This window comes from Actinomyces sp. Marseille-QA0893 (genome assembly GCF_976954355.1).
Map to the genome: position 1 here is coordinate 1 of NZ_CDRJSY010000005.1, position 25,241 is coordinate 25,241.

Consider the following 25,241-nt stretch of genomic DNA (forward strand, 5'->3'; position numbering starts at 1 on the left):
GCGCCGATGGTACTGCACCTGGGAGGGTGTGGGAGAGTAGGACACCGCCACAACACACTTACGGTGGGGTCTTGGAACACAATGTTCCAAGACCCCACCGCTTTGTCATACCCACAACACACACCATTCCCTGCTAGGCAAGCACGACTTACTCTCTCAGCAACCTTCCTACTCCAGCGTTAAAGTCGAGGTATGAGTGAAGTTTCCGAATCCTTAAGCGCTATGTCGCAGTTCCGTGATGAGTTGAATGCGCGCGAAGTTCTTGCTGAACTTTTCACTGACGCGCACACCGCCTACACCTTTACTGATGAACCGGTTACGGATGAGCAGATTCGCGCCGCTTACGATTTGGCTAAGTGGGCACCGACTGGAGTGAACGGCCAGCCGCTTCGCGTTGCAATCGTTCGTGGTGGAGAAGCGAAAGAGCAGCTGCTGAACGCCCTTCCCCTTGGCAACAGGGAGCAAGCTCAAGGCGCACCTTTAGTGTTGGTGTGCGGTGCCAAGCAGGATTTTCAGCATGACCTTCCTTCGCTTCACCCGCGCGGTGAGCGCTATGAAAAACTGCTCACGGCCAATGAGAAGATGCGCACGCTTATGGCCCATACATCAGCCACGATTCAAGTTGCTTATTTGATTCTGGCTCTTCGGGCACAGGGCTTGGAAACCGGTCCCATGAACCCCGACGACGCACGACTTCTTCATGACTACTTCTTCCCCGGAGAGGACATCGAGCCTATTTTGGTGATTAATGTTGGCCACGCGGGTGCGAATGCATACCAGGAACGCGGGCCACGGGTGGGGTACGATGAGGTGTTTCGCGAACCGCAGGTTAACGCCTGAAGCCACGAGGAGGATGCCATGGCTGATGAAGCACGAGTTCGAAAAGTTCAAGATCGTATCCAGGAGACGGTCGCTTCTCTTTTGGGACGTCGCATCAAGGATCCGCGCCTAGGCTTTGTCACGATCACCGACGTTCGCGTGACCGGAGATCTCCAACACGCCTCGATTTTCTACACTGTGCTCGGAAATGAAGACGACCGTGCCGGTACCGCGCGCGCCTTCGAATCAGCAAAGGGCCTTATTCGTAGCGAGGTTGGTAAAGCCCTTGGCATTCGGCTCACTCCCAGCCTGGAGTTTATCCCGGATGCTCTACCAGAAACGGTAGCCTCGCTCGAGACCGCACTCGCATCAGCGCGTGCACACGATGAAGAAGTCTCACGTCTCGCGGTCGGCGCAAGCTACGCTGGCGACGAGGATCCCTATCGCAAGGCTGATGACGAAGAAGACGAGCAGGACGAGCGTTAATGTCTGCTGCTTCGGTGAGCTCGGGGCTTCTGATCGTTGACAAACCCCAGGGAATCACAAGTCACGATGTTGTCTCGCGCGTTCGTCGCCTCGCGCATACACGCCGTGTTGGTCACGCAGGAACGCTTGACCCAATGGCGACCGGCGTCTTGGTCCTTGGAATCAACAAAGCGACACGACTTCTCACGTGGATCACTGACCATTCAAAACGTTACGAAGCTCGCCTACGCCTCGGCGTGGAGACGACAACTGAGGACGCGGAAGGGGAAGTGACGCTCGCGCGAGGGTGCACCGGCCTCGATAGTGAAGAATTTGCGCGCACACTGGAGCGCTTTCGCGGGCTAATCTCGCAAGTTCCCTCCGCAGTCAGTGCAATTAAAGTTGACGGAAAGAGGGCTTACGCGCGGGTTCGCGCCGGAGAAGAAGTGAAGCTCAAGCCTCGGCAGGTGGAAATTTCCCTGCTCGAGGTCAAGGGCGAATCGCATCCTCACAGCGTCACTTACAACGTTGAAGGGGAAGAACGCCTTATCCCCTGCGTAGATGTCGATATCGTCGTTGAATGTTCCGCCGGAACATATATCCGTGCTCTCGCCCGCGATATCGGTCATGCACTTGGCTGCGGTGCGCATTTGATTGCACTGCGACGCACTCGGGTTGGAGAGTTCTCTCTTGAAAGTGCATACACTTTAGATTCTCTTTTCGAGGCCCAGCACCGCGACGGGGAAGACCTACCGGAAAATGAAGGAGCTCCGCTCCCGTTGACATCGCTCAGCGAGGCAGCGCGTGCAATGTTCCCCGTGCTTGAACTGACGCAAGCCGAGGCTGGTGCTTTCGCCCATGGGCAGGCGCCTCGCCGTTCTGCCCATGAAGTTCGCGACTTTGCTGAGCGATGTGGGGGAAGGGACACAGCTTCGACCTGCGGTCCCATTGCCGCCATCAATGGTGAAGGGGAAGTCGTCGGACTTCTTGAGATTCGTGATTCTCGTTTGAAGACAATCCTTGTTTTTTAGAAAGTGACCACTGTGAAGATTTGGCGTTCGATTGAAGAAATCCCGAACGAGATAACGTCGGTGGTGACAATCGGCAATTTCGATGGGATGCACGAGGGGCATCGTCAGGTGATTGCGACAGCTGTTGCTCGGGCAAGAAATAGGGGGGTGAAGGCTGTTGCCTGCACTTTTGACCCCCACCCCCGCATCGTTCATAATCCTGACACTGCGCTCAAACTCATTTCTCCGCTGAGGGATCGTTTGGACGCGATGGCAGCAACCGGTTTGGATGCGACTTTTGTTATTCACTACGATGCTTCGGTCTATTCCCTCACCCCTCGAGAGTTCGTCGAGAAATACCTAGTGCAGGCGCTGGGAGCAGTTGAAGTTGTCGTCGGCAAAGACTTCCGTTTCGGCCGTGAAAATTCCGGCGATCTTACGACTTTGACGCAGCTGGGCCAAGAATTTGGTTTTACAGTCGAGTCAGTCGAGGACGTTGAAGCTCCTGAAGGGCGCCGCTGGTCATCATCTTGGGTGAGAGAACTCCTTGAAGCAGGCGACGTTTCTGGTGCGGCGCGTGTGCTTGGTCATCTTCACCGCATCCGCGGCACGGTTGAGCATGGGTATAAACGAGGCCGTGAGTTGGGTTTCCCCACCGCAAACCTGTGCAATGACATTGAAGGTGTCGTTCCAGGTGATGGTGTCTACGCTGGATGGCTTGTCAGGCATGTCGGGGACAGTGGTGCGGCAGAGTTCCTTCCCGCTGCGATTTCTGTGGGGACAAATCCTCAATTTGACGGTGAAGTACGCACTGTTGAAGCGCATGTTCTGGGCAGAAGCGACCTGAATCTCTACGGAGAGAACGTATCGATTATGTTCGTGAGTCGTATCCGAGCGATGGAATCTTTTGATTCCTTGGATGCCCTGCTGTGTCGTATGGATGAGGATCTTCGGGTTACTGCGTATGTTCTAGGCGTTGGTGTACCAACGCGCGTTGACCCACAGGCAGTGACTGCGCGCTGAACTGCGCCATAGGCTCTGATCTCGGTTGACGCTCGTGCTACAGATCACGACAAAAGCTTTGAGATGAGATGCTAAACTTGCCTATGCCGTCATGTCGGCCACGGATAGTATGCGCAGGGGATGGCCCTGTGGCTCCGTGCAACAAGTATGAAGGAGAAGCCTGTGCCACTGAGCAAGGACGTCAAGGATCAGATCATCGCCGAGTACGCTACCCACGAGGGTGACACCGGCTCCCCCGAGGTCCAGATTGCGCTGCTGACCCAGCGAATCAAGGATCTGACCGAGCACTTCAAGACTCACAAGCACGATCACCACTCACGTCGTGGTCTGCTGCTGCTGGTTGGTCGTCGTCGTCGCCTCCTCGGCTACCTCGCTGAGGTCGACATTGAGCGTTACCGCTCACTGATCGAACGACTGGGCCTGCGTCGCTGATTGTCATCCGGCTCGATTCCCTGTTGGAATCGAGCCGGATCACTACGTGTGGGCAAGGCGCTCGCACAATAACTCAATAGTTTGATAGAGGCGTGAACGTGCGCGGTTTTCGACAGTGGTTTACGGCTTCTCTGGCGCCCAAAGCGATATGGGAAGAGCCGGATCAAAGCCGTGGACTTCGATCGAAGGCCGATACGAACGCCCAAGTAGTGTGAAACACGTAAATTCAAGGAGAACACACATATGATGGAAGGCGAAGATATCGTCTCTGCAGAGGCGATCATCGACAATGGTCGTTTCGGTAAGCGCGTTGTCCGCTTTGAAACTGGCCGCCTCGCCAAGCAGGCCGCAGGTGCGGCCATGGCCTATCTTGATGATGAAACTGCGATTCTTTCCGCAACCACCGCGGGCAAGCAGCCCAAGGACCAGTTCGACTTTTTCCCGCTGACCGTTGACGTTGAGGAACGTTCCTACGCTGCGGGTCGTATCCCCGGATCCTTCTTCCGCCGTGAAGGCCGTCCCGGAACCGAGGCAATTCTTGCGGCTCGTCTGATCGACCGCCCGCTGCGCCCCGGATTCAAGAAGGGCCTGCGCAACGAGGTTCAGGTTGTCGCAACCGTCCTGGCTGCACACCCGAACGACGCCTATGATGTGCTGGCGATCAACGCGGCCTCCATGTCGACCCAGATTGCTGGTCTGCCCTTCTCCGGCCCCATCGCCGGTACCCGTCTGGCTCTCATCGACGGCCAGTGGGTGGCATTCCCGCGCTGGTCGGAGATGGAACGCTCTGTCTTCAACATCGTTGTCGCAGGCCGTATCGTTACCACTGAAGATGGCGGCGAAGACGTTGCGATCATGATGGTCGAAGCTGGCGGCGGCGAAAACGAATGGGACCTGATTCAGGCAGGCGCCGTTGCTCCTACCGAAGATGTGGTCGCCGACGGCCTCGAAGCTGCTAAGCCCTTCATTCGCGCGCTGTGCGAAGCCCAGATGAAGGTTGCTGCTGTCGCCTCGAAGGAAACCACCGAATTCCCGATCTTCCTCGATTACACGGATGAGCAGTACGCCGCTGTTGAGCAGTGGGTTGGCGACAAGCTCGCCAAGGCACTCCTCACTGAGGGCAAGCTTGCTCGCGAAGAAGCTGTGGACGCCGTCAAGGCAGAGATGCTTGAAGCGTTGGCCGAAGAGTGGCCCGAAGCTGAGAAGGAACTCAAGGCAGCTTTCCGCTCCCTCGAGAAGCAGACCATCCGTAACCGCACTCTGCGCGAAGAAATCCGCATGGACGGTCGTTCGCTGCGCACCATCCGCTCCCTGAGCGCAGAGGTCGAGGTTCTGCCTCGAGTCCACGGTTCCGCTCTCTTCCAGCGCGGTGAAACCCAGATTCTGGGCGTGACGACACTGGCCATGCTCCGCATGGAACAGCAGCTCGATAACCTTTCGCCCATTACGGCGAAGCGCTACATGCACCAGTACAACTTCCCGCCGTACTCGACCGGTGAAACCGGCCGCGTTGGCTCGCCCAAGCGTCGCGAAATCGGCCACGGTGACCTTGCAGAGCGCGCTCTTAAGCCCGTGATTCCTTCACGCGAAGAGTTCCCCTACGCAATCCGCCAGGTCTCCGAGACCATGGGATCCAACGGTTCTTCTTCGATGGGTTCTGTGTGTGCATCGACCCTGTCGCTGCTCCAGGCTGGTGTGCCGCTGCGCGCCCCCGTCGCAGGTATTGCAATGGGCCTCATGACCGGTGAAGTTGATGGCAAGCAGAAGGCCGTGACCCTGACCGACATCCTGGGTGCTGAAGACGGCTTCGGCGATATGGACTTCAAGGTCGCCGGTACCCGCGAGTTCATCACCGCTCTGCAGCTGGACACCAAGCTTGATGGCATCGACTCCCAGGTGCTGCGTGGCGCGCTGGCACAGGCTCGCGATGCACGTTTGCAGATCCTTGATCTGATGGAGCAGGCAATCGACGCTCCCGATGAGATGAGCCCCTACGCTCCTCGCATCATCACGGTCCAGGTCCCCGTCGACAAGATTGGCGAGGTCATTGGCCCCAAGGGCAAGATGATCAACCAGATCCAGGAAGACACTGGCGCGGAACTCACCATTGAAGACGATGGAACCGTTTACATCGGTGCATCGACCGGTGAAGCTGCAGAAGCTGCACGTGCAATGGTCAACCAGATCGCCAACCCGCAGATGCCCGAGGTCGGGGAGCGCTTCGTGGGAACCGTCGTCAAGACGACCTCCTTCGGCGCCTTCGTGTCCCTGACCCCTGGCAAGGATGGTCTCCTGCACATTTCGCAGGTCCGTCGTCTGGTCGGCGGCAAGCGTATTGATTCGGTTGAAGATGTGCTGCAGGTTGGCCAGCAAGTCGAGGTCGAGATTCACGAGATTGGTGACCGCGGTAAGCTCAGCCTGTACGCCGTCGTCGATGGTGAAACCGGTGAACTCGAGGCCAGCGATGAGCAGCCTCGTCGCCGCGAGCGCTCAGAGCGTCCCGAGCGCCGTGAGCGTCGCGAGCGTCGTCCCCGCACCCGCACCCGTCGTCGCCGTGAAGACGACGAGGCCGCGGCATCTGAGGGCTCCGACGAGGAGTGAGACTGCTCTGAGGACGCTGTCCTAGGACGCGTTGACGAACCTTAAACCCTGTGTGGGGCGAAGGAAATCCTTCGCCCCACACGGCATATTTGTGCCTTTGCAACAGCCTGTTTATCGCCATAAGGGTGTCATCTCAGTTATCTAAAAACGGTAATTATCGACGAATCTCGTCTGAAAAAATTTGATTCTTTGGGTCTAAAGACCCCTCATTTTCGTGTGGGGCCATTGATAGCGTTGGGGACGTGGCAGCAATTATTGCCTGTGACATATCGTGTTTCGACACCGATGTATGTTCGCAGAAATTCACCGCCCCCAGTGGTGGGATGCTGCACGAACAAGCCGCAATTATGGACGAATGTAGTCCAGGATATGTGCGGTATCACCCTAGTCTGATGAACTCTATTCTTCAGTGATAGAAAGGTCTTTCACATGTTGGGTTCTGCAGAGAGAAAAGCGAGTGACCTGAGCGCGGGTCACCGCATCTTCCTTCTGATCTTGGTCTCGATCGGTAGCTCGATCATTTACACCCCCGCCTATCTTCAGTATGTCTTCGAAGAACCGCTGGGTAAGGCCCTCATCGCCTCGGGTGGTGCTACGCCCGAAAACGTTGCCACCACGCTGGGTACGCTTCTGAGCGCATACGCTATGACCGCACTTGTGTGCTATCTGCCCTCCGGTATCGTCGCGGATATTGTTCGCGTTCGTACCCTTTCGTGGGTCGGTTTCGGTCTGACTGCGCTGCTGACCTTCTGGTACGCAATGTTCCCCTCGCTGACCACGATTCGCTTCCTGTTTGTCGCGATGGGCGTCACAACCATCCTCATTTGGTGGGGTATCCGTTACAAGCTGGTGCGCCTGATCTCCGATGAAAATGGCTACTCGCGCAACATCGGTCTTTCTTACGCTTTCTACGGCCTCGCCGGTCTGATCCTGGGCTTCTTCAACTCATGGCTGGTTGCCCACCTCGCATCGCGTGGTGACATCATCCCCATGCGTACCCTGCTCTTCATCCTGGGTGGCCTGATCATGGTCCTCGCTGTCCTCTCCTTCTTCTTCATCCCGAAGTTTGAAGGCGAAATCGGCTCCACTGAAGGCGGCTTCTCGGTTAAGCAGATCGGACAGGTCTTGGCGAACCCCGTCGTGTGGCTGGCAGCTGCCACCTTGTTCTTCGTCTACTTCTTCTACACCGGCGTGAACCAGACCACCGGCTACATGAATAAGGTCATGATGCTTGCTCCCGCAGTGGTTACCATGGTCGCAACCGTCCGTACCTATGGTATTTCTCTGGTCTCGGCTCCCTTCTTCGGATGGGTTGCTGAGAAGGTCGGTTCGCCTTCGCGTGTTATTGCAGCTGCTTCGTTGCTGGTTGCTGTGCTCTTTGCTGGATTCGCTGTCCTACCCTCGGGTGCAAACGCTATCCTCACCGCTGGATTGGTGATCGTCTTGGCCTTCATTGCCAACGGTGTCTTCGGCATTGTTTCCTCGCAGCTCACTGAGGGTAAGGTCGCTCCCGCGGTCTTTGGTACGGCCTCGGGCCTGCTCTCGGTCATCGGCTTCCTTCCCGATACCTTCTCCTACACCTGGTTTGGCTCGATTCGCGACGCCGCAGGTGATGCACAAGAATCAGCGTTCCATCAGATCTTCATGATCCTTGGCGGCGCAGCCCTTCTGGCAGCAGTTTGTGCGATCGCTCTGGTTGTCGTGATTCGTATTCGCGAGAAGAAGAACGTCGAGGCCTGAAAACCACGTACTGAGGAAGGAGGACGTAGTGGCACACAAACTTGATGTTCCCAGCATGTGGAGCGAGCAGATGGGCGCCGTCGTCGCCAAGCAAAACGAGCTGGCAAAAGACGCATACTCGACCGATCAGAGCATCGAAGAGATGCGACAGGCCTATCGCAGTGAACGCCGTTTCTGGAACGAGGGCGGTCCGCATGTAGAAAGCGCGGAAGATCGAATGGTCCCGACGCGCCACGGGAGTATCCCGGTGCGCCGCTACGTCCCCCAGGCCTCGGAAGAAGAAAATAACGAATCCGCTCGCCCCCTGATTGTTTATGTTCACGGTGGCGGCTGGTTGATCGGCGATGTCGATACCCACGATCGCATCACGCGCACGATTGCCTCGCTCACAGGAGCCATCGTCGTTTCAGTGGGCTATACGCTCTCTCCGGAAGCGCAATACCCGCAGCCGATCGAAGAAATTTCAGACGTCACCGACTACATCGTCCAGCACGCTCAGGAGTGGGGAATTGATCCTCAGGATGTCTCCTTCTCGGGGGACAGTGCGGGTGCAAATATGGCATTCGGTGCGCTGCTCTACCTTCGTGATCACGGCAAAGCTGTGAACGCGCGCAGCATGTTGCTCTTCTACGGAGCATACGGCTTGCGTGACTCTCGTTCGATGCGACTGTTGGGTGGTCCTTGGGATGGGCTTACCGAAGCCGATTACGAGTACTATCTCAAGGCCTACCTTGGGGACCTTGAAAAGATTCGCGAACCTTACGTGAATATTTTGGATAACGATATGTCTTCGGCAGTCCCTCCCTGTTTCATCGTGGCCGCAGGCTTGGATCCTCTCAAAGACGATTCCGAGGCGCTCCACGAACTGCTTGATATCGCGGGAGTGGATAACGAATTCGTCGTCTATCCGAAGGTCATCCACGCATTCCTTCATCATTCTCGGATGTTGGATGACACGATGGATGCGATGCGGCGGGCCGCTGACTTCTTCCACAGCCACAAAATCTAAGAAACTCACATATTTCATATCACTGACGATAGGAAGCAAAATGGACTTTTCATTGAGCGAAGACCAGCAATTGATGGTCGATGGATTCACCGAATTGATGGAGTCGCGTAACTGGGAGAAGTACTTCCAGGAATGCGATGAACGCTCCGAATACCCCCAGGAATGGGTTTCGGCCATTTGCGAGCTCGGTTTTGACCAGATCCTCCTTCCTGAGGAAAACGGCGGTCTGGGGGCCGATTGGGTAACGCTTACCGCAGCTTACGAGGCCCTTGGCCGCGCCGGTGGCCCCACCTACGTTCTCTACCAGCTTCCCTGCTGGGATACCGTTTTGCGTGAAGGTACCGAGGAACAGAAGGAAAAGATCCTTTCCTTCGTCGGCACCGGTAAGCAGATGCTCAACTACGCAATGACCGAGCCGAGTGCAGGATCATCGTGGGATGACATGCGCACGACCTACACGCGTAAGGACGGCAAGGTCTACCTGAACGGTCACAAGACCTTTATTACTTCCTCCAAGTACGTGCCTTACCTGGTTGTTATGGCTCGCGATAGCGACAACATGGACACCTACACCGAGTGGTTTGTCGATATGTCCCTGCCGGGCATTACCAAGGAGCCCCTGCACAAGCTGGGTCTGCGCATGGACTCTTGCTGCGACATCTACTTCGATAACGTCGAACTTCGCGAAGAAGACCTCTTTGGAACCGAAGGAAATGGATTCCGCCGCGGAGTCGCCGACTTCGATCTTGAGCGTTTCCTTGTCGCTCTGACCAACTACGGCCAGGCCTACTGCGCCTTCGAGGACGCAGCGCGCTACGCCAACCAGCGTGTTCAGGGTGGACAGGCAATTGCACGCCATCAGCTCATCCAGCTTAAGTTCGCGGACATGAAGGTTGCGCTCACCAATATGCGCAACATGCTCTACGAAATTGCATGGAAGCACGATAACGGTCTGCTTGGCCGTGGTGACTGCTCGATGGCGAAGTACTACTGCGCACACGCAGCATTTGAAGTCGTTGACAATGCTCTTCAGGTTCTGGCAGGCGTCGGTATTACCGGTGAACACCGTGTCCAGCGTATGTTCCGTGACCTGCGTGTTGACCGCGTCAGCGGTGGTACTGACGAAATGATGATCCTCACCGCAGGCCGTGCAGCTCTGAAGGAATACCGCTGATCGGCGGGAGGTGTATCTGATGTCATTACCCGTTGATAAGCCGTCCTACGGCAACCTTGACGGCCTGAAGGTCGTTTACTCGGCAGTGGAAATTGCCGTTCCTACCGCATGCGAAATCATGTCGGAGTGGGGTGCCGATATCACCTGGATTGAGAACACCTACAGTGGTGACTCTGTGCGTGATACCGAGTTCGTCAAGGAGATGGAACGACGTAATCAGCGCTCCATCTCGATGAATCCTTTCACGGATGAAGGAAAAGAGATTATCCGCGCGCTGGTCAAGGATGCGGATATCTTCATCGAATCCTCGAAGGGCCCGGTGTGGGCACGAAAGGGAATCACCGATGACTTCCTGTGGGAGGTCAACCCCCGCCTAGTCATTGTGCACGTTTCCGGTTTCGGCCATGTTGGTGATCCCAAGCGTGTTCACTCTGCGGCATATGATCTGACCGTCCAGGACTATTCGGGTTACGTGTACCAGAACGGTACGCCTGAAGAAGCAATGACGGCAGCTCCCTACACCGGTGACTACTTCAACTCGCTCATGGTGATCTCTTCTGCACTGGCTGCGGTCTTCCGCGCTCAGCGCACCGGAGAAGGTGAGTCGATCGACATCGCAATGTATGAAACGATGCTGCGCGTTGGCGCCTACTACATGATCGACTACATGAATAAGGGAGTGCTCTACCCGCGTGCGGGCGCACGCCATCAGAACCTGTGTGCGATCGGCCAGTACAAGACCAAGGATGGTGTTCTGGGTCTGTGCTGCTACGGCATTCCTCAGAACAAGTACCTGCTCGAGGTCATTGGTCTGGGTGATCTGTGGGGGACAGAAGAGTACCCCGAGGACACCTCAGCGCTGTGGCTTGACGGCCCCAAGGCCTCGTTGATCGAGCAAAAACTGGAAGAGTACCTGCTCACCCAGAACGTCGACGATGTTGAGGCAGATTTTGTTGCCCACAAGATCGCTGCTCAGAAGTGCTTGGATTTCGACGACCTCATGGCCGAAGAGCACACCAAGCTGCGCGGAAACTTCATGGAGTGGGAGAACCGCGAAGGGGAGACGATCAAGGGCCTGAATACGGTTCCTCGTTTTGCGCATCGCCCAGGTGGCTTCTGGCGTCCGATGCCCGCATTGGGTGAAGACACTCGAGATCTCCTCCACCGCAGCGGTTTCTCAGATGCGGATATCGAGCGTTTCAAGGCCTCCGGTTCCATCAAGTTCGCCGAAGAGGACTGATTCGTGACGATTCGGGATGAGATTCACTCGCGCACTAATCTGCGCGGCATCTGGGAGGATGCGGTTAATGCAGCCCCAGAACGCAGCTTCCTCATTTTTGAGGATGTGTGCGCTGGCGTGCGCGTTGAACGCTCCTACCGTCAGACAGATGAGCAAGTGAATCGATATGCGAATGTCCTTCTCAAACTGGGCTTTCGCAGCGGTGACCGCATTGCACTCTACCTGCCCAATAGCATCGAGTTCATCGAATGCTTCTTGGCGATCGCGAAGATCGGTGCGGTCATCGTTCCCCTGGACACGAAGGGAACATCTTTTGAACTTGCGGGGCTGATCGGTGCCAGTGGCGCTCGCGCGGTGATTTGTACCCGAGGCTGTTCGCTGACCCTCGACGAGGCCGTGTTGGCCTCGGGAGTTCAGGTGCTCTTGGTGGGAAGTGATGCCGGTGAGGAGGAGTCTTCTCTACCCGCTCTCAGTCGGAGCTGCTCGCCTCAGCTGGATTACGATCCGCAGCTTGAAGCGCTGAGTCTTTTGGAAATTATGTTCACCTCTGGGACGACCGCGTCTCCTAAAGGTGTCATGATCACGCATGCCAATGCCGTATTTTCAGGAAAATACGTCAACTGGGAACTGGCGATGACCAGTGATGATCGCTACGCGACTTCTATGGTTGCCAGTCACGTGAATTTCCAGCTCTCAGCCTTCATTCCGGTCATCACCGCTGGAGCGACGCTGATTCTTCTTAGCCGTTACAGCGCACATCGTTTCTGGAAATCGGTGTGTCAAACCCGAGCGACTTTGGTCCAGGGAATGGCACTGATTGTCATGACGATGCTTGCTCAACCCGTGGATCCAGAAGAACAGAACCACTGTGTGCGTCAGATGCACTATTTCCTGATGCTGTCTGATGAAGATAAAGAACGCTTTGAAAAGCGTTTTGCTGTTCCACTACTCAATAACTATGGCTCGACCGAGACCCTGGTTGGAGTTGTCACCGATCCGCCCGTGGGGGAGCGGCGCTGGCCTTCGGTGGGACAGGTTGGTCCTGGCTATGAGCTCAAGATTTGTGATGAATCCGGAGCAGAAGTAGCGCAGGGACACAATGGTGAGATCCGCATTCGGGGTGAGATGGGGATCTCGCTTATGCAGGGGTACTGGCAGCGCCCCGATGCGACTGGGGAGGCGGTCATCGATGGGTGGTATCACACCGGTGACTGGGGATACGTTGACCCCGACGGATGGCTCTTCTTCGTCGATCGGCGACACGACCTCATCAAGCGCAACGGTGAGTCGGTGGCCTCGGGTGAAATTGAAAACCTTCTTCGCCAAATCCCGGAAGTGAGCGATGCGGCGGTCGTTGGAGTACGCCACCCCGTTCGCGGGCAAGATATTCATGCCTTCCTCACCCTCCACCCGGGTAAGGAGCTGAGCCCTGACAGTGTGTTGGAGTTTTGCCGCCAACGACTGTCTTCCTTCAAAGTTCCCAACGAGGTACGAATCGTCGATGAGCTGCCTCGCGGTGAATACGGCAAAGTCAACAAAGAATTACTCAAAACCCTGTGAAAGGAACAGGCATGGCAATCAATACGGATATGGTCGGACAGACCTTCGGTCCTTTCGTCCGTGACTACACTTTCCGTGATCTTGAGCTGTTTGCTCTTGGCTGCGGTGCAGGTATCGATGGCAAGGACGGCCTCGAATACCTCAACGAGCACGATGAACGTAATCCTCAGCTCAAGGTTCTGCCCATGTTTGGTGCGATGCTCATCGTGGATTCCGAGGTCACTCGTACCATTGACTACGGCTACAACTATGCGGGCTCCCTGCACTGGGGCTTCGATATTCGTTTCCACCAGCCGATCACTAAGATGAGCGATCACTTGGAAACTATGGTTCGCCTTGAAGGCCTCTATGACCGTGGTGAGGGTCGTGGCCTGCTCGCTCAGCATATTGGCGACACCTACGATTCGGACGGAAACCTGCTTTTCACGAACGAATCTTGGGACTGCCTGATTTACGACGGCGGTTGGGGTGGCCCCAAGCCTCCCAAGGACATCGTTGAGATGCCAGAGCGCGAGGCTGACGTCGAGGTTGTTGAGCGTATTCCTGAGAACCAGGCTTTGATCTACCGCCTGTCGGGCGACTATCACCCGCAGCATATCGACTGGGATTATGCAGCTGAGAACGGTGAGCCTCGTCCCATTCTTCACGCGATCTCTTACGCGGGTGTTGTTATGCGTCATGCAATCAACGCTTTCGTTCCCGGAGAACCCGAGCGCATCACCCGTTTCAAGACCCGCATTACTTCGCCGGTTCTGCCCGGTAGCACTCTGAAGACGAAGCTGTGGAAGGTCGGAGAAGGCGAGCTCCGTTTCCAGCTGGTGGACGAAGATGCTGATGTCACCGGTGCGAAGCCGCACCTGAACTGGGGGATTATCGAATACCGCTGAAGTAACCTTGAAAGCATAGATGCGTGATCACACGATGATCTGCAGTTCTGCTATCGAGGTGTTAGAGGAGATACACGCAGTGAAAAAGGACGTAACAGATCTCGAAGATCTGGATATGTCGGGTGTGCTTTGGCGCATCATCGCATTTTCCAGTGGTGGTCCATTCCTTGAAGGCTATGTTCTAGGAATTATCGGCGTGGCGCTTTCACGCCTGGGTACCGATATCGAGATCAGTAATTCCATGTCGGGCTTGCTGGGAATTGCCGCTTTGGTCGGTCTTTTCTTAGGTGCCGCAGTCGGAGGATGGCTGACGGACCTCATTGGTCGTCACAAGATGTTCATTCTTGACCTGATTGTCATTGTCGTTTTGTCGGTACTGTGTGCCGTCGTTACGTCTCCTCTGCAATTAGTGGCTCTGCGCTTCCTCATCGGTGTGGCAATCGGCGCCGATTATCCGATTGCCACATCGATGATCGCGGAGTTCTCACCGCGCAAACATCGCGCAATGTCGATGGGCATGATCGCTGCTGCATGGTATCTCGGTGCCAATGTCGCAGCTCTTGTGGGCTACGCGCTTTACGAAACCCCTCACGGCTGGCGCTGGATGCTGGCGTCGTCTGCGATCCCGGCAGTACTAATTCTTATCGGACGTTGGGATATCCCCGAATCTCCCAGGTGGTTGGCATCGAAAGGCCGCCAAGAAGAAGCCGATCGCGTTGTCATGAAGCTTTTCGGTGAAAATGTCCGCCTTCCTGCGCAAGAGGTTGCCGAGAAAACTGAGTTTAAGAAGATCTTCAGTGGTGTTTATCTGCGTCGCGTGATCTTCGTTGGTGTGATTTGGCTCTGTCAGGCAATTCCGATGTTTGCTCTCTACACCTATGGCCCCACAATCGTTGGTTCCATTGGCCTTGGAGAGGGACGCAATTCGCTGATTGGTGAGCTTGTTATCGGCACCTTCTTTATGCTCGGTACATTCCCCGCAATGTACTTGGCTGAACGCGTGGGGCGTCGTCCGCTCATCATCTGGTGTTTCTTCGGCATGACGATTGCGCTTGGTCTGATCGGTTTCTTCCCGCAGGGGGGAATCGTTCTGATTTCCATTTGCTTCATCGCCTACGCACTTCTTGCTGGCGGTCCGGGCAACCTCGAGTGGCTTTACCCCAACGAGCTCTTCCCAACCTCCATTCGCGCCTCGGCAATGGGTGTTGCTATGGCTCTGAGCCGAATCGGCACCGTCTACTCAATGTTCGTCCTTCCGGCATTTATCGCCGATTACGGGATCTCGGCAACCATGCTTGCCGGTGCGCTCATTTCGGCACTTGGATTTGGTGTTTCCTTCGCTTGGGCCCCCGAAACCAAGGGACTGAGCTTGGACGTTACAGGATCAGCGGACTTCAAGGGGCGCTAAACGATGTATCGCATTGATTCAGTGGTTGTGAGCGCGTACCGCACGAATTGCTACGCGCTAACGAATGAAGGCGGGACGATTATTGTCGACCCGGGCGACCAAGCGAGCTTCCTACAGCAATGGACGCAGGACTTGGACGTCGTCGGTATCGTGCTCACCCACTGTCATTGCGACCACATCGGGGCAGTTAATGAACTTGTCGCTCAACACGGGTGCTGGGTCGCCTGTGGAGCTGCAGATGTTGCTGGAACGCGCGACTTGCATCTGTCTGGATTCGATGTCGAAGGTATCGACTACGTCGTGGATCACGTTGATCGGCCTTTGAAGGAAGGCGATGTCATTGAGTGGGGGAGCGATCGCCTTGAGGTGATCGATACCCCGGGACACACTCAGGGACATATCTGTTTGATCGATCGCGCCAACTCGATCCTGTTCAGCGGCGACATGCTATTTGCCGGAACGATTGGACGGACTGATTTTCCCGGGGGAGACCGGGCGCTTATGGCCTCATCCTGCGCGAAACTCGCAGAGGTTAATCAGGATCTTCGCGTACTTCCCGGGCACGGTCCAGCCACCACTTTGGCGGCAGAGAAGGCGCAGCTCACGCACTGGGCGCGCGTTCTCTGTCCGCGGGAAGTGGCTCAGGATACTGCGCGTAGTGACGAATTGAGATTGCCATGAAGCTGATCGTCAATCAAAGCTTCAAGGTAACGCGGAACCTTCAGCATGAAGCAGTCGATGTAGTCATCGGGCAGGCAGAAGGTGCGCATCAGAACCGAGCCTTCAATCGCGTCAAGCAGGCGGGTCACCGACAGGGTGTCCTTAATCTGCCCCGCGCTCTTGAACTCCCACAAGCGTGTGCGAATCGCACCCAGGGGGGTAACGAAAATCTGGTTGTGAATCAGGGCGATCGTCGGATCGTTCGTTTCACCAGCCTCGACGAACAGGCGACGAACTGCCCGACGATTCGGCCCAAGGTACTCGCGAAGGCGGAATTCGGCCTCGTTCATCAAAACTTCCCGCGCGCTATTCCCGCGTGGGCCAGGGCAACGAACCAATCGCGCGAAGGCGTCCTTCAGGAGGGCATCGCGGGTTTCCCAGCGTGTGTAAATGCTGGATTTGCCCACTCCGGCAGCGCTGGCGACCTTGGTCAGGTTGAAAGCGGCCCAGCCGACCTCTCCGTAGAGCGTCAGGGCGCTTTCGACGATCTTGGTTTCGACCACTTCATCGCGTGGCCGACCAACTTTGGGCGCGTCTTGTCGAGGATTCGGCACGACTTGCACCTTTCTTTCATAGCTGCTGGTAAGCGCCATATTACTCGCACCTTGCGGGTTAATGCGTGCGCTTTTCGGGAGCTGAGAAAACTTGGGGAGTCTTCCCTGTATCTATCCGAAAACAACACTCAAGAGAGAAGGACACGATGAGTATCGTTGTCGCGTATAAGTACGCTGCAAACCCGCAGGATACAACCGTGGGTTCTGATGGTGTCGTTGACTGGTCGCGTGCGAAGGCCGCGGTGAGTGAATACGACCCCGTTGCCATTCAGGTGGCACGCACTGTCGCAGATGCTAAGGGCGAAGAGCTCGTTGGTATTTCCGTAGGAGACGCACTGGTGTCCTCCTCAATGGCAAAAAAGGCTGCTCTTTCGCGCGGATTCGACCGTGCGTTGGTCGTTGCCGATGATGCCGCTCGTGATCTGAACGCCACTGCGGTCGCAGCTGCGCTTGCCGCTCTGGTTCGCAAGGTTGAAGGCGCGAATATCCTCTTGACGGGCGACTCTTCCATTGACGAGTCCGCCAAGATGATGTCTGCTCTGGTCGCAGGTTACCTGGGATGGCCCTGTTTCCAGGAGGTTTCCGCGGTTGAGGCCAACGGAAATGGATGGACCATCACGCAGGCTACCGCCTCTGGTACACGTACGATCACGGTCGATGGCCCCGTCGTCGTTGCCGTGACAACAGATGCTGCGACCGTCAAGGTTCCCGGTATGAAGGATGTTCTGCAGGCAGGAAAGAAGCCGATGGACACCGTTGCTCTTGCAGATCTGGGTGTCGAGCCGATTTCTGTTGAGGTCACCGGCCGCCTGCGCCCGGTCGCTCAGGAACGTAAGAAGGAAATTCTCAGTGGTGACGACGCCGCTGTGAAACTGGTCGAGGCGCTGCGTAGCGCTGGTGTGCTCTGAGAAAGGACTTGGACAATGACTAACACATGGATCATTACGACATCGAATCAGATTGCATCCCTCGTCGAGGCCGCGCGTGCGATCGGTCCCGTAACCGTCATCGCTCTTGGCGACGAGGCCACCGGCATCGCTGGTGTTGACCGCGTTGTGGCCATCGGTCGTGGAAGCAATGCGCCTCTTGAGGCTTTTGCCCCCGCAGTGAACGCTGTGTTGGAAGGCGCTGGCGCAGATATCGTCTTCGCCGCGAACCGTCCCGTTGAGCGCGTCCTTGCCGGCGCTGTCGCAGCGCGCCTGGGCCTTCCCCTCATCAACGGTGCGCTCCGCGTTTCCGCTGGCGAGGCCGAAGTTTCGCGCTTTGGTGGCCTGACGCAGGAGACCATTTCCTTCCCCGGCGGCGCTGTTGTCGTCCTCGAAGGTGGAGCCCCCGTCGAAGGCGCAGAAGTTGCGCCCGAGGCCGGCTCGGAAGAACACTACGAGGCCAGCGTGAGCGCTGTGGAGCCCGCTGGTTCAGGTCCCGCCAATCTTGCTGCAGCGCGTCGTATCGTCGCAGCCGGTCGCGGCTTCAAGGCCGAGGAAGATCTGCAGATCGCCCGCGACCTGGCCGCAGCACTGGGCGCAGAGCTCGCCTGCTCCCGTCCCCTGGCTGAAGGAACCGCGTGGCTGTCCAAGGATCGCTATGTTGGTGTTTCCGGCATGCACGTTGCTCCGGATCTGTACCTTGCTGCCGGTATCTCCGGTCAGGTTCAGCACACCTCGGGTATGTCCGATTCGAAGGTCGTCGTTGCTGTCAATAGTGATGCCAATGCCCCGATCTTTGAGGTTGCTGACTACGGAATCGTGGGCGACCTCTACGATGTCCTGCCTGCGATTACCGCAGCACTTTCCTGAGGAAGAGTATGTCTGAAGAAGTAGAGGTTGATTTCGAGGTCATCGTCATCGGTGGAGGTGTAGCCGGTTGTGTTGCCGCCTACACTCTTGCCGGACAGGGACACGAGGTCCTTCTCATTGAGCGTGCGATGGAACCCGGTTCCAAGAATCTCTCGGGTGGTGTTTTCTACTGCCGAGTAATGGAACAGGTCTTCCCGGACTTCATTCATGAAGCTCCTGTAGAACGCCGAATCACACGTAATATCGTCAGCCTGCTCAATGAAAAGTCAGCGGTCAACATTGACTACTGGGATCAGCGTCTTGCTGAGCCCGCTAATGCAGTCACAGTGTTGCGCGCAAAGCTCGATTTGTGGCTGAGCGAGAAGTGCGAGGAGGCCGGTGTCACCGTGATGCCGGGTGTGAAGGTTGACTCCCTCATCATCGAAAACGGACAGGTTGTTGGTGTTCGTGCTGGGGAAGATGAGCTGCGCTCCCACGTTGTGGTTGCAGCAGATGGGGTGAACTCTTTCATTGCCCAGCAGGCGGGAATCCGCGCTAAAGAGCCGAAGAAACACCTTGCAGTGGGTGTGAAGTCGGTGATCGCTCTCCCCGAGAAGGTCCTTGAAGATCGCTTCAATGTGCGCGATAACTGCGGTGCAGCCTACGCAATGGTTGGGGATGCGACCCAGGGCGTTGCAGGTGGAGCGTTCATGTACACCAATAAAGATTCCGTCTCTATCGGTGTTGTCATGCGCCTTGATGACTTGGAAGCATCGGGCTTGTCCTCTTCGGATGTTCATGATCACCTGCTGACTCATCCGGCAATTGCTCCTCTGCTTGAGGATGGGGAATTGCTCGAATACGGGTGCCACCTGACCATCGAAGATGGGCCTCAGATGGTGACGCATGATCTCACCCGTCCCGGTTTGGTGATTATTGGTGATGCAGCTGGATTCACTCTTAATACTGGTTTGACCATTCGAGGGATGGATCTTGCTGCGGGATCTGCGCTCGCGGCTTCAACGGCGGTTCATTCTGCCCTCGAATCCGGTGATTTCTCTCAGGCAGCGATGGATCGCTACCTCAGTGAGTTGAAGTCTTCCTTCGTTGGGCAGGACATGCAGACCTATGCGAAGGCTCCCGCTTTCCTTGAGCGTCCTCGCATGTACAAGGACTACGGTCGCCTTGCTGCAGAGGTTTTCTACGGAGTCTTCAACCATGATCTTCGCCCGCGTCGCCACATCATGAAGGTTGCGATGGACGCGTTCAAGGCTTCTGGCCTGCGTTTGCGTGATCTCATTAGTGACGGCTTGGCCGGTATCAAGGCGTTGTGAGGCAGGAGGAACAATGAGCACATTGAAAATTGAGAGTGTTCCCGCCCGTCTTTCGCGTAACACTTACAACCTTGACGAGGAAGAATCTCATATCGAGGTCAACCAGGAGCGCGCTCGTGCCACCGGTGCCGGCAAGCTCTTGGAGCGAATCTGCCCGGCACATGTCTACTCGGTAGAAGAGGATGGGACCGTTGGAGTGGAATATGCCGCATGCCTAGAATGCGGTACCTGCTTGGCTATTGCCCCTGAAGGTGTTTTGAAGTGGCACTATCCCAGGAGCGGTTTCGGGATCATGTTCCGAGAAGGCTAAGGGCTTCTCCATTTGAAGTGGTGGGTTGAAAGCGTCTGCTTTCAACCCACCATTCTTGTTGTGTCCCTCGAATCCATAACTGCCTCAATGCATTCGGTGATATTTCCACGGGTGAGGGAATGACCCTCTGCAGAATTCCCGCCTACATGTAGAGGACGCCATTCAAGTGATGCAGTCTTTCTTTCTCCATGGAGTCTTTGTGGGCCATGAGAATTTAGATGAACCTCAAATATGGGAAGATCCCGAGTCGCTGAGGTGCTTTGACCTATCGGAAACAATCGATGCTCATCCGCATGCGTTCCCGTCGCATGTGCATCGGCGTCGATGAATGTGCACGAGGAAGATTCAGCGCTAAGACATATGAGGAGTGAATGTAAGTGTGATCGCTTCGCGCGCATGACGATATCCGTGCAATCTTCTAGGCACAAATGTTTGGCGGAAGAAGGAGTGGTGGAGAGGACCAACGCTTCCATTCCGCTTCGTCCCAGTTCCCGGGCAAAAGGGAGAAGGAAAGTGCAGGCGGCTTGTTCCACTTCTTTGCGTGCGCCTAAAAGCCCGACACCAACGATGTTTTGGTAACCCAAGCGAAGTGCTTGGGCTGATGGATCAACTCTGTATCCCAAAGTTTCTGTCGCCTCGTGAACGCGCTGGGTGAGCGCATCGCTGACGTGAACGCTTCCCCGCAGGACATGAGAGACAGTCCCAACGGATACTCCAGCAAGAAGAGCAACGTCGGACATTGTTGGTGTTTTGGCCATGAGAGCCCCCTTTCTCTGGCCAACACTGTGCCGTAATCGCACGCCTGCCGGGTGCAGAACAAGTAAATTGTGGAAACACGCCGATGGGGTTCTTCCCTGTGCATAGGGAGACTGCGCCTTGCACGCGTGCATATTAAGCTGGTCATCAGGCGACCCTAGGAGGAGAAATGCTGCGACGCCTGACGGACACGATCGTATGTGGAGTACTGCTGATCTTTGATGTGCTGGCGTGGCTCATTGTCGGAACCTTTTCGGGTTTTGATCGTTCAGAACCGGGAAAGATTGCTTCAGTGTCCTTGAGTGCACTCATCATTGTTGCTGTACCCGCACTTGCAACGTGTATGATCGCGGCGCTCGCTCGCATGATCACAAAGACTTCCGCACGTCGTTTCTACGCGTGGGCGCTCTTCCTGAGCGCTGTGGCTGGGGGATTTTGCTACCTCACCGCAATGGTCTCTTCCTTCCAAGGAATGGAAGTCGGACTGCGCTGGATGGCATGCTATTTCGCAATCCAAGCGATTATCTCCCTGGTCCTGTTGATCGTGGGCCTTACCGGTGGCATCCCGCAGACCGCTGAAGACGCACACGCTTTGAACCAAGCCGCGCTGAAGAGGTCGTCTTCTGCCGCGAAGCCTTCCTCCGCTGAGGCCTCGGCCCCAACCGTGCGCACCTCATCCGCCGTCCCTCCTGTTCCATCAACTAGTTCCACGCAAAAGCCAACCGCTCGCGCAGACGCCGAAGCGGCCTCGTCAGAAGAGAAAAAGGAACGTTCATGACCAACGATGAATTCCGGGTGCTCCCGCTGGAATCGACCGGCGATGGCGCGCAGCAATGGGAGGACTCGGGATCGACGGTGACTCGAAGCGTTCTCGACAATGGACTACGCGTTATCACCCAAAAGATCCCGGCGACACGTTCTCTTGCACTGAGCTGGTGGGTCGGCGCGGGGTCTCGCGACGAAGATCAAGACAGCGCAGGTTCAACGCACTTTCTTGAACATCTTCTCTTTAAGGGCACAGCTCGGCGCAGCGCTTTTGATATCGCACAGGCATTTGACGCCGTCGGGGGCGAATCAAACGCTGAAACCGGGAAAGAACATACAAACTACTGGGCTCGAGTCCTCAGTGATGACACGGCGATGGCCATTGATGTTCTCGGTGACATGATCTCAGGATCGCTCATTGATCCCGAGGAATTTGAAACCGAGCGCGGCGTCATTTTGGACGAGCTCGCGATGTCAGAGGACAACCCTCCCGAGGTTGTTCACGAGGCATACCAACTGGCAGTTTTTGGCGACAACTCACTGGGGAGGCCCGTGGGGGGAAGCCAAGAGACCATTAGAAGTGTCAAACGGGACGACGTCTGGGACTACTATCGACGCGTCTATGCCCCTTCGTCTTTGATCATTGCTGCAGCGGGGGATATCAATCACGACGAAATCGTTGAGAAGGTTTGTCGCTCTCTTAGTGGTGCTTGGTCGGAAGAACTTTCATGCGCTCAAAGCCCCAGGCCGCGACGTTCAACGCAGATGACGAACAGCGATGAATATCAGCCCGAACGCGTGACTCGCTACCGTCATATTGAACAAGCACATGTCATCGTCGGCGGGCCATCCATGCGTGCCGGAGATGATCGCCGTCCCGTCATGTCGGTTTTACTATCGATTTTGGGCGGTTCAATGTCCTCCCGTCTCTTCCAAGAGATTCGTGAGAAGCGTGGTCTTGCCTATTCGACCTATGCATTTGATTCCGCCTATTCGAACGCGGGTGCATGGGGAATGTATGCGGGGACTTCACCTGAACGAATTACTGAAGTTGAAAAACTCATGCTTGGAGAGTTGGAGAAACTCGCAATTTACGGGCCTAGCGAGGAAGAACTCATTCGCGTGCGCGGGCAACTTCGAGGTGGAATGGCTCTGGGCTTGGAAGATACGCTCTCACGAATGTCACGACTGGGACGTTCCGAGCTTAACGGCCGGTATTTCACTGTTGATGCTGCTCTTGCTCGTATTGAAAGAGTTCAAGCTGAGGACGTTCGCGCGCTAGCGGAAGAACTCGCTGGGCGAAGTGTCTTCACCGCCGAGGTCTTGCCGGGGGAGCGTCAGTGACGAAGCGAAGTGTTCGTCCTGCGCGCCTGAGCGACGTGAACGCGATTGCTGCCCTTGCGCAAGAATCTTTCACAGAGATCTTTAACGCGTGTTCCCTCCCTCTTGACCATCCGCTTCGAGGCCACGTGCTGGGAAGTACTCGCGAGCTGTGGGAACGTACCCTTTCCACGCAGGGAAAGAACGCGGATTCAGGACACACTTTCGTTGCCCTCGAAGGGGAAAGTCCCGTTGGTTTGATCTCGATCATCTCTGCGCCGGTTCAGTCTCTTGAGCTTGGGCAGGCTAAGGAAATTCCTGCTGGAGTAGAGGTGACAACGCTCTATGTTCATCGCAGTTTCCGTCGAAGCGGACATGGATCGCGTTTGCTCGCAGCAATTGTTGATACTCTCCAACCCGCTTCCCTTCGAATGTGGCTGGCACCCGAAGATACGCTGATGCTCCGTTTCCTTCAGGGAAGTGGTTTTCTACCAGCGGGACTGAAGCGCTCGTTCATGTTTGATGAGGCGCTTCAGGTCCGGCGTGATGAGCACTTGTGGTGGGCACTTCGCTCCTAGCTTGTGTTCCGAGTGGGCCGTGAAAGTCTAGACGTGGCACACTTATTGCATGATGCCTCTGTACGACAACTTGCCCGAACCTGCCCCCTTGGAAAAGGGAAGCCTCCGGATTGTCCCCTTGGGTGGCTTGGGAGAAGTCGGTCGAAACATGAACGTTTTGGAGTTCGATGGCAAACTCCTCGTTGTTGATTGTGGCGTGCTTTTCCCCGAAGAATCCCAGCCCGGTGTCGATCTGATTTTGCCTGATTTCTCTTGGCTTGAAGATCGTTTGGATGACATCGTTGGTATGGTGCTCACTCACGGTCACGAAGACCACATCGGTGCGGTTCCCTATCTGCTCAAGTTGCGTGAAGATATTCCGATTTACGGTTCAGATTTGACTCTTGCTTTCGTTGAACCAAAACTTCGCGAGCATCGTCTTTCCGCCGATAACCTGCGTGTAGTCGCCGAAGGGGATCGTCAGGCGATCGGTCCTTTCGACTGCGAATTCGTCGCCGTCACGCACTCGATTCCCGATGCTCTTGCGCTTTTCGTACGCACTCCCGCTGGAAAAGTCCTCATCACCGGCGATTTCAAGATGGACCAGCTTCCCCTTGATCATCGCCTTACAGATTTGCGTTCTTTCGCCCGCTTCGGCGAAGAAGGCGTCGATCTGTTCATGGTGGACTCGACCAATGCAGAAGTTCCGGGCTTCGTTACCCCTGAGCGCGAGATCGGTCCTGTTCTCGATCAGGTTTTTGCCGAGGCCACGGGGCAGATTGTCGTCGCATCCTTCGCTTCTCACGTTCACCGCGTGCAGCAGGTCTTCAATGCAGCCGCTCGCCACGGGCGTCGCGTTGCTCTTGTTGGACGTTCGATGGAACGCAATATGCGCATTGCTCAGGAAAAAGGCTACCTAGCCATTCCCGATGGCTTGATCGTCGATTCCAACGAGATTTCTCTTCTGCCTGCAAACCAACGTGTATTTATGGCAACCGGTTCGCAGGGCGAACCGATGGCCGCACTTTCGCGGATCTCTCAAGGTTCACACCGCTTTGTCAGTGTGGATCCCGGCGATACTGTCATTTTTGCCTCGTCGCTGATTCCCGGGAATGAAAACTCTGTGTACCGGGTGATCAATGACTTGACTCGCTTGGGCGCAAAGGTTGTTCACCAGGCCAATGCGAAGGTTCACGTGTCCGGTCACGCTGCTGCCGGCGAATTGATCTACTGCTACAACATCGTTCAGCCTGCAAACGTCATGCCTATTCACGGGGAAATCCGTCACCTTGTTGCCAATGGCCAATTGGCTGTTCTCACCGGTGTGAAACCCGAGAATGTTGTTCTTGCAGAAGACGGCGTTGTTGTTGATCTGTGTGATGGCCATGCCCAGGTGGTTGGTGCAGTTCCCTGCGAGTACATCTACGTTGATGGTTCTTCCATTGGAGAGATTTCCGAAGACGAATTGGCGACTCGTCGTACCCTGGGATCTGAAGGCTTCGTCAGCGTGTATGCCGTTGTTGAGCGTGAATCTGGGATGGTTTTGGCATCGCCGACGATTCGCGCGATCGGTATGGCCGAAGACTCCTCGGTATTCGACGAGATTCTTCCCGATGTGACGGCGGCCCTAGAAGAAGCGGCTGCTGGTGGAAATGTCGATCCGCATATTCTGCAACAGGCAATGCGCCGGGTCATTGGACGTTGGGTTGGTCGTCACCTGCGCCGTCGTCCCATGATTGTCCCGGTTGTTGTTGAACAGTAGATTTCGTGCGAACGAGCTCA

Annotated in this window: 24 protein-coding genes; 22 read left to right on the plus strand and 2 right to left on the minus strand. The window is 56.0% G+C overall.

The window, feature by feature from the left end:
- The first annotated feature begins 192 nt into the window (after positions 1-192).
- The 14 genes from ACWNMW_RS06490 to ACWNMW_RS06555 all read left to right on the plus strand — a co-directional run bounded on the left by ACWNMW_RS06490 (position 193) and on the right by ACWNMW_RS06555 (position 16,049).
- Positions 193-840: a malonic semialdehyde reductase gene (locus ACWNMW_RS06490; RefSeq protein WP_449490402.1), complete on the plus strand. Its 648-nt coding sequence runs from the start codon at positions 193-195 to the stop codon at positions 838-840.
- Between the two features lie 18 nt (positions 841-858).
- Positions 859-1,305, plus strand: coding sequence for a 30S ribosome-binding factor RbfA (gene rbfA, locus ACWNMW_RS06495; RefSeq protein ID WP_034501659.1), 447 nt, complete (start codon positions 859-861; stop codon positions 1,303-1,305).
- Positions 1,305-2,315 (plus strand): tRNA pseudouridine(55) synthase TruB, encoded by a 1,011-nt coding sequence (truB, locus tag ACWNMW_RS06500; RefSeq protein ID WP_449490403.1) that lies wholly within the window; start codon positions 1,305-1,307, stop codon positions 2,313-2,315. The genes rbfA and truB overlap by 1 nt, the downstream gene beginning before the upstream one ends.
- Before the next feature lie 12 nt (positions 2,316-2,327).
- Positions 2,328-3,317, plus strand: a complete 990-nt coding sequence (locus tag ACWNMW_RS06505; RefSeq protein ID WP_449490404.1) for a bifunctional riboflavin kinase/FAD synthetase — start codon at positions 2,328-2,330, stop codon at positions 3,315-3,317.
- A gap of 147 nt (positions 3,318-3,464) precedes the next feature.
- Positions 3,465-3,749 (plus strand): 30S ribosomal protein S15, encoded by a 285-nt coding sequence (gene rpsO / locus ACWNMW_RS06510; protein WP_199805878.1) that lies wholly within the window; start codon positions 3,465-3,467, stop codon positions 3,747-3,749.
- Between the two features lie 243 nt (positions 3,750-3,992).
- Entirely contained in the window at positions 3,993-6,350 is a 2,358-nt protein-coding gene (locus ACWNMW_RS06515) for a polyribonucleotide nucleotidyltransferase (protein WP_448750603.1), read from the plus strand.
- 429 nt (positions 6,351-6,779) lie between these two features.
- The gene (locus ACWNMW_RS06520) at positions 6,780-8,090 is read left to right on the plus strand and encodes an MFS transporter (protein WP_034501651.1); all 1,311 of its coding nucleotides are present in this window, start codon (positions 6,780-6,782) and stop codon (positions 8,088-8,090) included.
- Between the two features lie 28 nt (positions 8,091-8,118).
- Positions 8,119-9,099, plus strand: coding sequence for an acetyl esterase (aes, locus tag ACWNMW_RS06525; protein ID WP_449490405.1), 981 nt, complete (start codon positions 8,119-8,121; stop codon positions 9,097-9,099).
- A 40-nt stretch (positions 9,100-9,139) separates the two neighbouring features.
- Complete coding sequence (gene caiA, locus ACWNMW_RS06530; RefSeq protein WP_009407921.1) at positions 9,140-10,273, plus strand: crotonobetainyl-CoA dehydrogenase; 1,134 nt, start codon at positions 9,140-9,142, stop codon at positions 10,271-10,273.
- A gap of 19 nt (positions 10,274-10,292) precedes the next feature.
- Positions 10,293-11,513, plus strand: a complete 1,221-nt coding sequence (gene caiB / locus ACWNMW_RS06535; RefSeq protein WP_449490406.1) for an L-carnitine CoA-transferase — start codon at positions 10,293-10,295, stop codon at positions 11,511-11,513.
- 3 nt (positions 11,514-11,516) lie between these two features.
- Positions 11,517-13,073, plus strand: coding sequence for an AMP-binding protein (locus tag ACWNMW_RS06540; RefSeq protein WP_449490407.1), 1,557 nt, complete (start codon positions 11,517-11,519; stop codon positions 13,071-13,073).
- 11 nt (positions 13,074-13,084) lie between these two features.
- A complete protein-coding gene (locus ACWNMW_RS06545) occupies positions 13,085-13,960 on the plus strand; it encodes a MaoC/PaaZ C-terminal domain-containing protein (protein ID WP_009407924.1) in 876 nt (291 codons plus the stop codon).
- A gap of 19 nt (positions 13,961-13,979) precedes the next feature.
- Positions 13,980-15,368, plus strand: coding sequence for an MFS transporter (locus ACWNMW_RS06550; RefSeq protein ID WP_449490408.1), 1,389 nt, complete (start codon positions 13,980-13,982; stop codon positions 15,366-15,368).
- Between the two features lie 3 nt (positions 15,369-15,371).
- Entirely contained in the window at positions 15,372-16,049 is a 678-nt protein-coding gene (locus ACWNMW_RS06555) for an MBL fold metallo-hydrolase (RefSeq protein ID WP_034501646.1), read from the plus strand.
- Here the strand turns inward: ACWNMW_RS06555 and ACWNMW_RS06560 are convergent.
- Complete coding sequence (locus tag ACWNMW_RS06560; protein WP_449490409.1) at positions 16,010-16,642, minus strand: TetR/AcrR family transcriptional regulator; 633 nt, start codon at positions 16,640-16,642, stop codon at positions 16,010-16,012. The genes ACWNMW_RS06555 and ACWNMW_RS06560 overlap by 40 nt on opposite strands.
- A gap of 146 nt (positions 16,643-16,788) precedes the next feature.
- Between ACWNMW_RS06560 and ACWNMW_RS06565 the strand changes: the two genes are divergently transcribed.
- Genes ACWNMW_RS06565 through ACWNMW_RS06580 form a run of 4 tightly spaced genes read left to right on the plus strand, consistent with a single transcriptional unit; the run spans position 16,789 to position 20,061 of the window.
- Complete coding sequence (locus ACWNMW_RS06565; protein ID WP_034501645.1) at positions 16,789-17,550, plus strand: electron transfer flavoprotein subunit beta/FixA family protein; 762 nt, start codon at positions 16,789-16,791, stop codon at positions 17,548-17,550.
- Between the two features lie 15 nt (positions 17,551-17,565).
- Positions 17,566-18,438, plus strand: a complete 873-nt coding sequence (locus ACWNMW_RS06570; RefSeq protein ID WP_034501644.1) for an electron transfer flavoprotein subunit alpha/FixB family protein — start codon at positions 17,566-17,568, stop codon at positions 18,436-18,438.
- An 8-nt stretch (positions 18,439-18,446) separates the two neighbouring features.
- Positions 18,447-19,751 (plus strand): FAD-dependent oxidoreductase, encoded by a 1,305-nt coding sequence (locus tag ACWNMW_RS06575; RefSeq protein WP_314213069.1) that lies wholly within the window; start codon positions 18,447-18,449, stop codon positions 19,749-19,751.
- Positions 19,752-19,764: 13 nt separating this feature from the next.
- Positions 19,765-20,061, plus strand: coding sequence for a ferredoxin family protein (locus tag ACWNMW_RS06580; protein ID WP_034501642.1), 297 nt, complete (start codon positions 19,765-19,767; stop codon positions 20,059-20,061).
- Positions 20,062-20,102: 41 nt separating this feature from the next.
- Here ACWNMW_RS06580 and ACWNMW_RS06585 read toward each other — a convergent pair whose 3' ends face one another.
- Positions 20,103-20,951 carry a LacI family DNA-binding transcriptional regulator gene (locus ACWNMW_RS06585; RefSeq protein ID WP_449490410.1) on the minus strand — a complete coding sequence of 283 codons (849 nt, stop codon included), beginning with the start codon at positions 20,949-20,951 and terminating at the stop codon, positions 20,103-20,105.
- A 35-nt stretch (positions 20,952-20,986) separates the two neighbouring features.
- Between ACWNMW_RS06585 and ACWNMW_RS06590 the strand changes: the two genes are divergently transcribed.
- From ACWNMW_RS06590 to ACWNMW_RS06605, 4 genes are read left to right on the plus strand one after another with little or no spacing between them, the layout of a single operon-like run.
- Positions 20,987-21,595 carry a hypothetical protein gene (locus ACWNMW_RS06590; protein ID WP_449490411.1) on the plus strand — a complete coding sequence of 203 codons (609 nt, stop codon included), beginning with the start codon at positions 20,987-20,989 and terminating at the stop codon, positions 21,593-21,595.
- Entirely contained in the window at positions 21,592-22,926 is a 1,335-nt protein-coding gene (locus ACWNMW_RS06595) for a M16 family metallopeptidase (RefSeq protein ID WP_449490412.1), read from the plus strand. Before ACWNMW_RS06590 ends, ACWNMW_RS06595 begins: the two co-directional genes overlap by 4 nt.
- Positions 22,923-23,480 (plus strand): N-acetyltransferase family protein, encoded by a 558-nt coding sequence (locus ACWNMW_RS06600; RefSeq protein WP_449490413.1) that lies wholly within the window; start codon positions 22,923-22,925, stop codon positions 23,478-23,480. The genes ACWNMW_RS06595 and ACWNMW_RS06600 overlap by 4 nt, the downstream gene beginning before the upstream one ends.
- Positions 23,481-23,529: 49 nt before the next feature.
- The gene (locus tag ACWNMW_RS06605) at positions 23,530-25,221 is read left to right on the plus strand and encodes a ribonuclease J (protein WP_034501639.1); all 1,692 of its coding nucleotides are present in this window, start codon (positions 23,530-23,532) and stop codon (positions 25,219-25,221) included.
- The last annotated feature ends 20 nt before the right edge of the window (positions 25,222-25,241 follow it).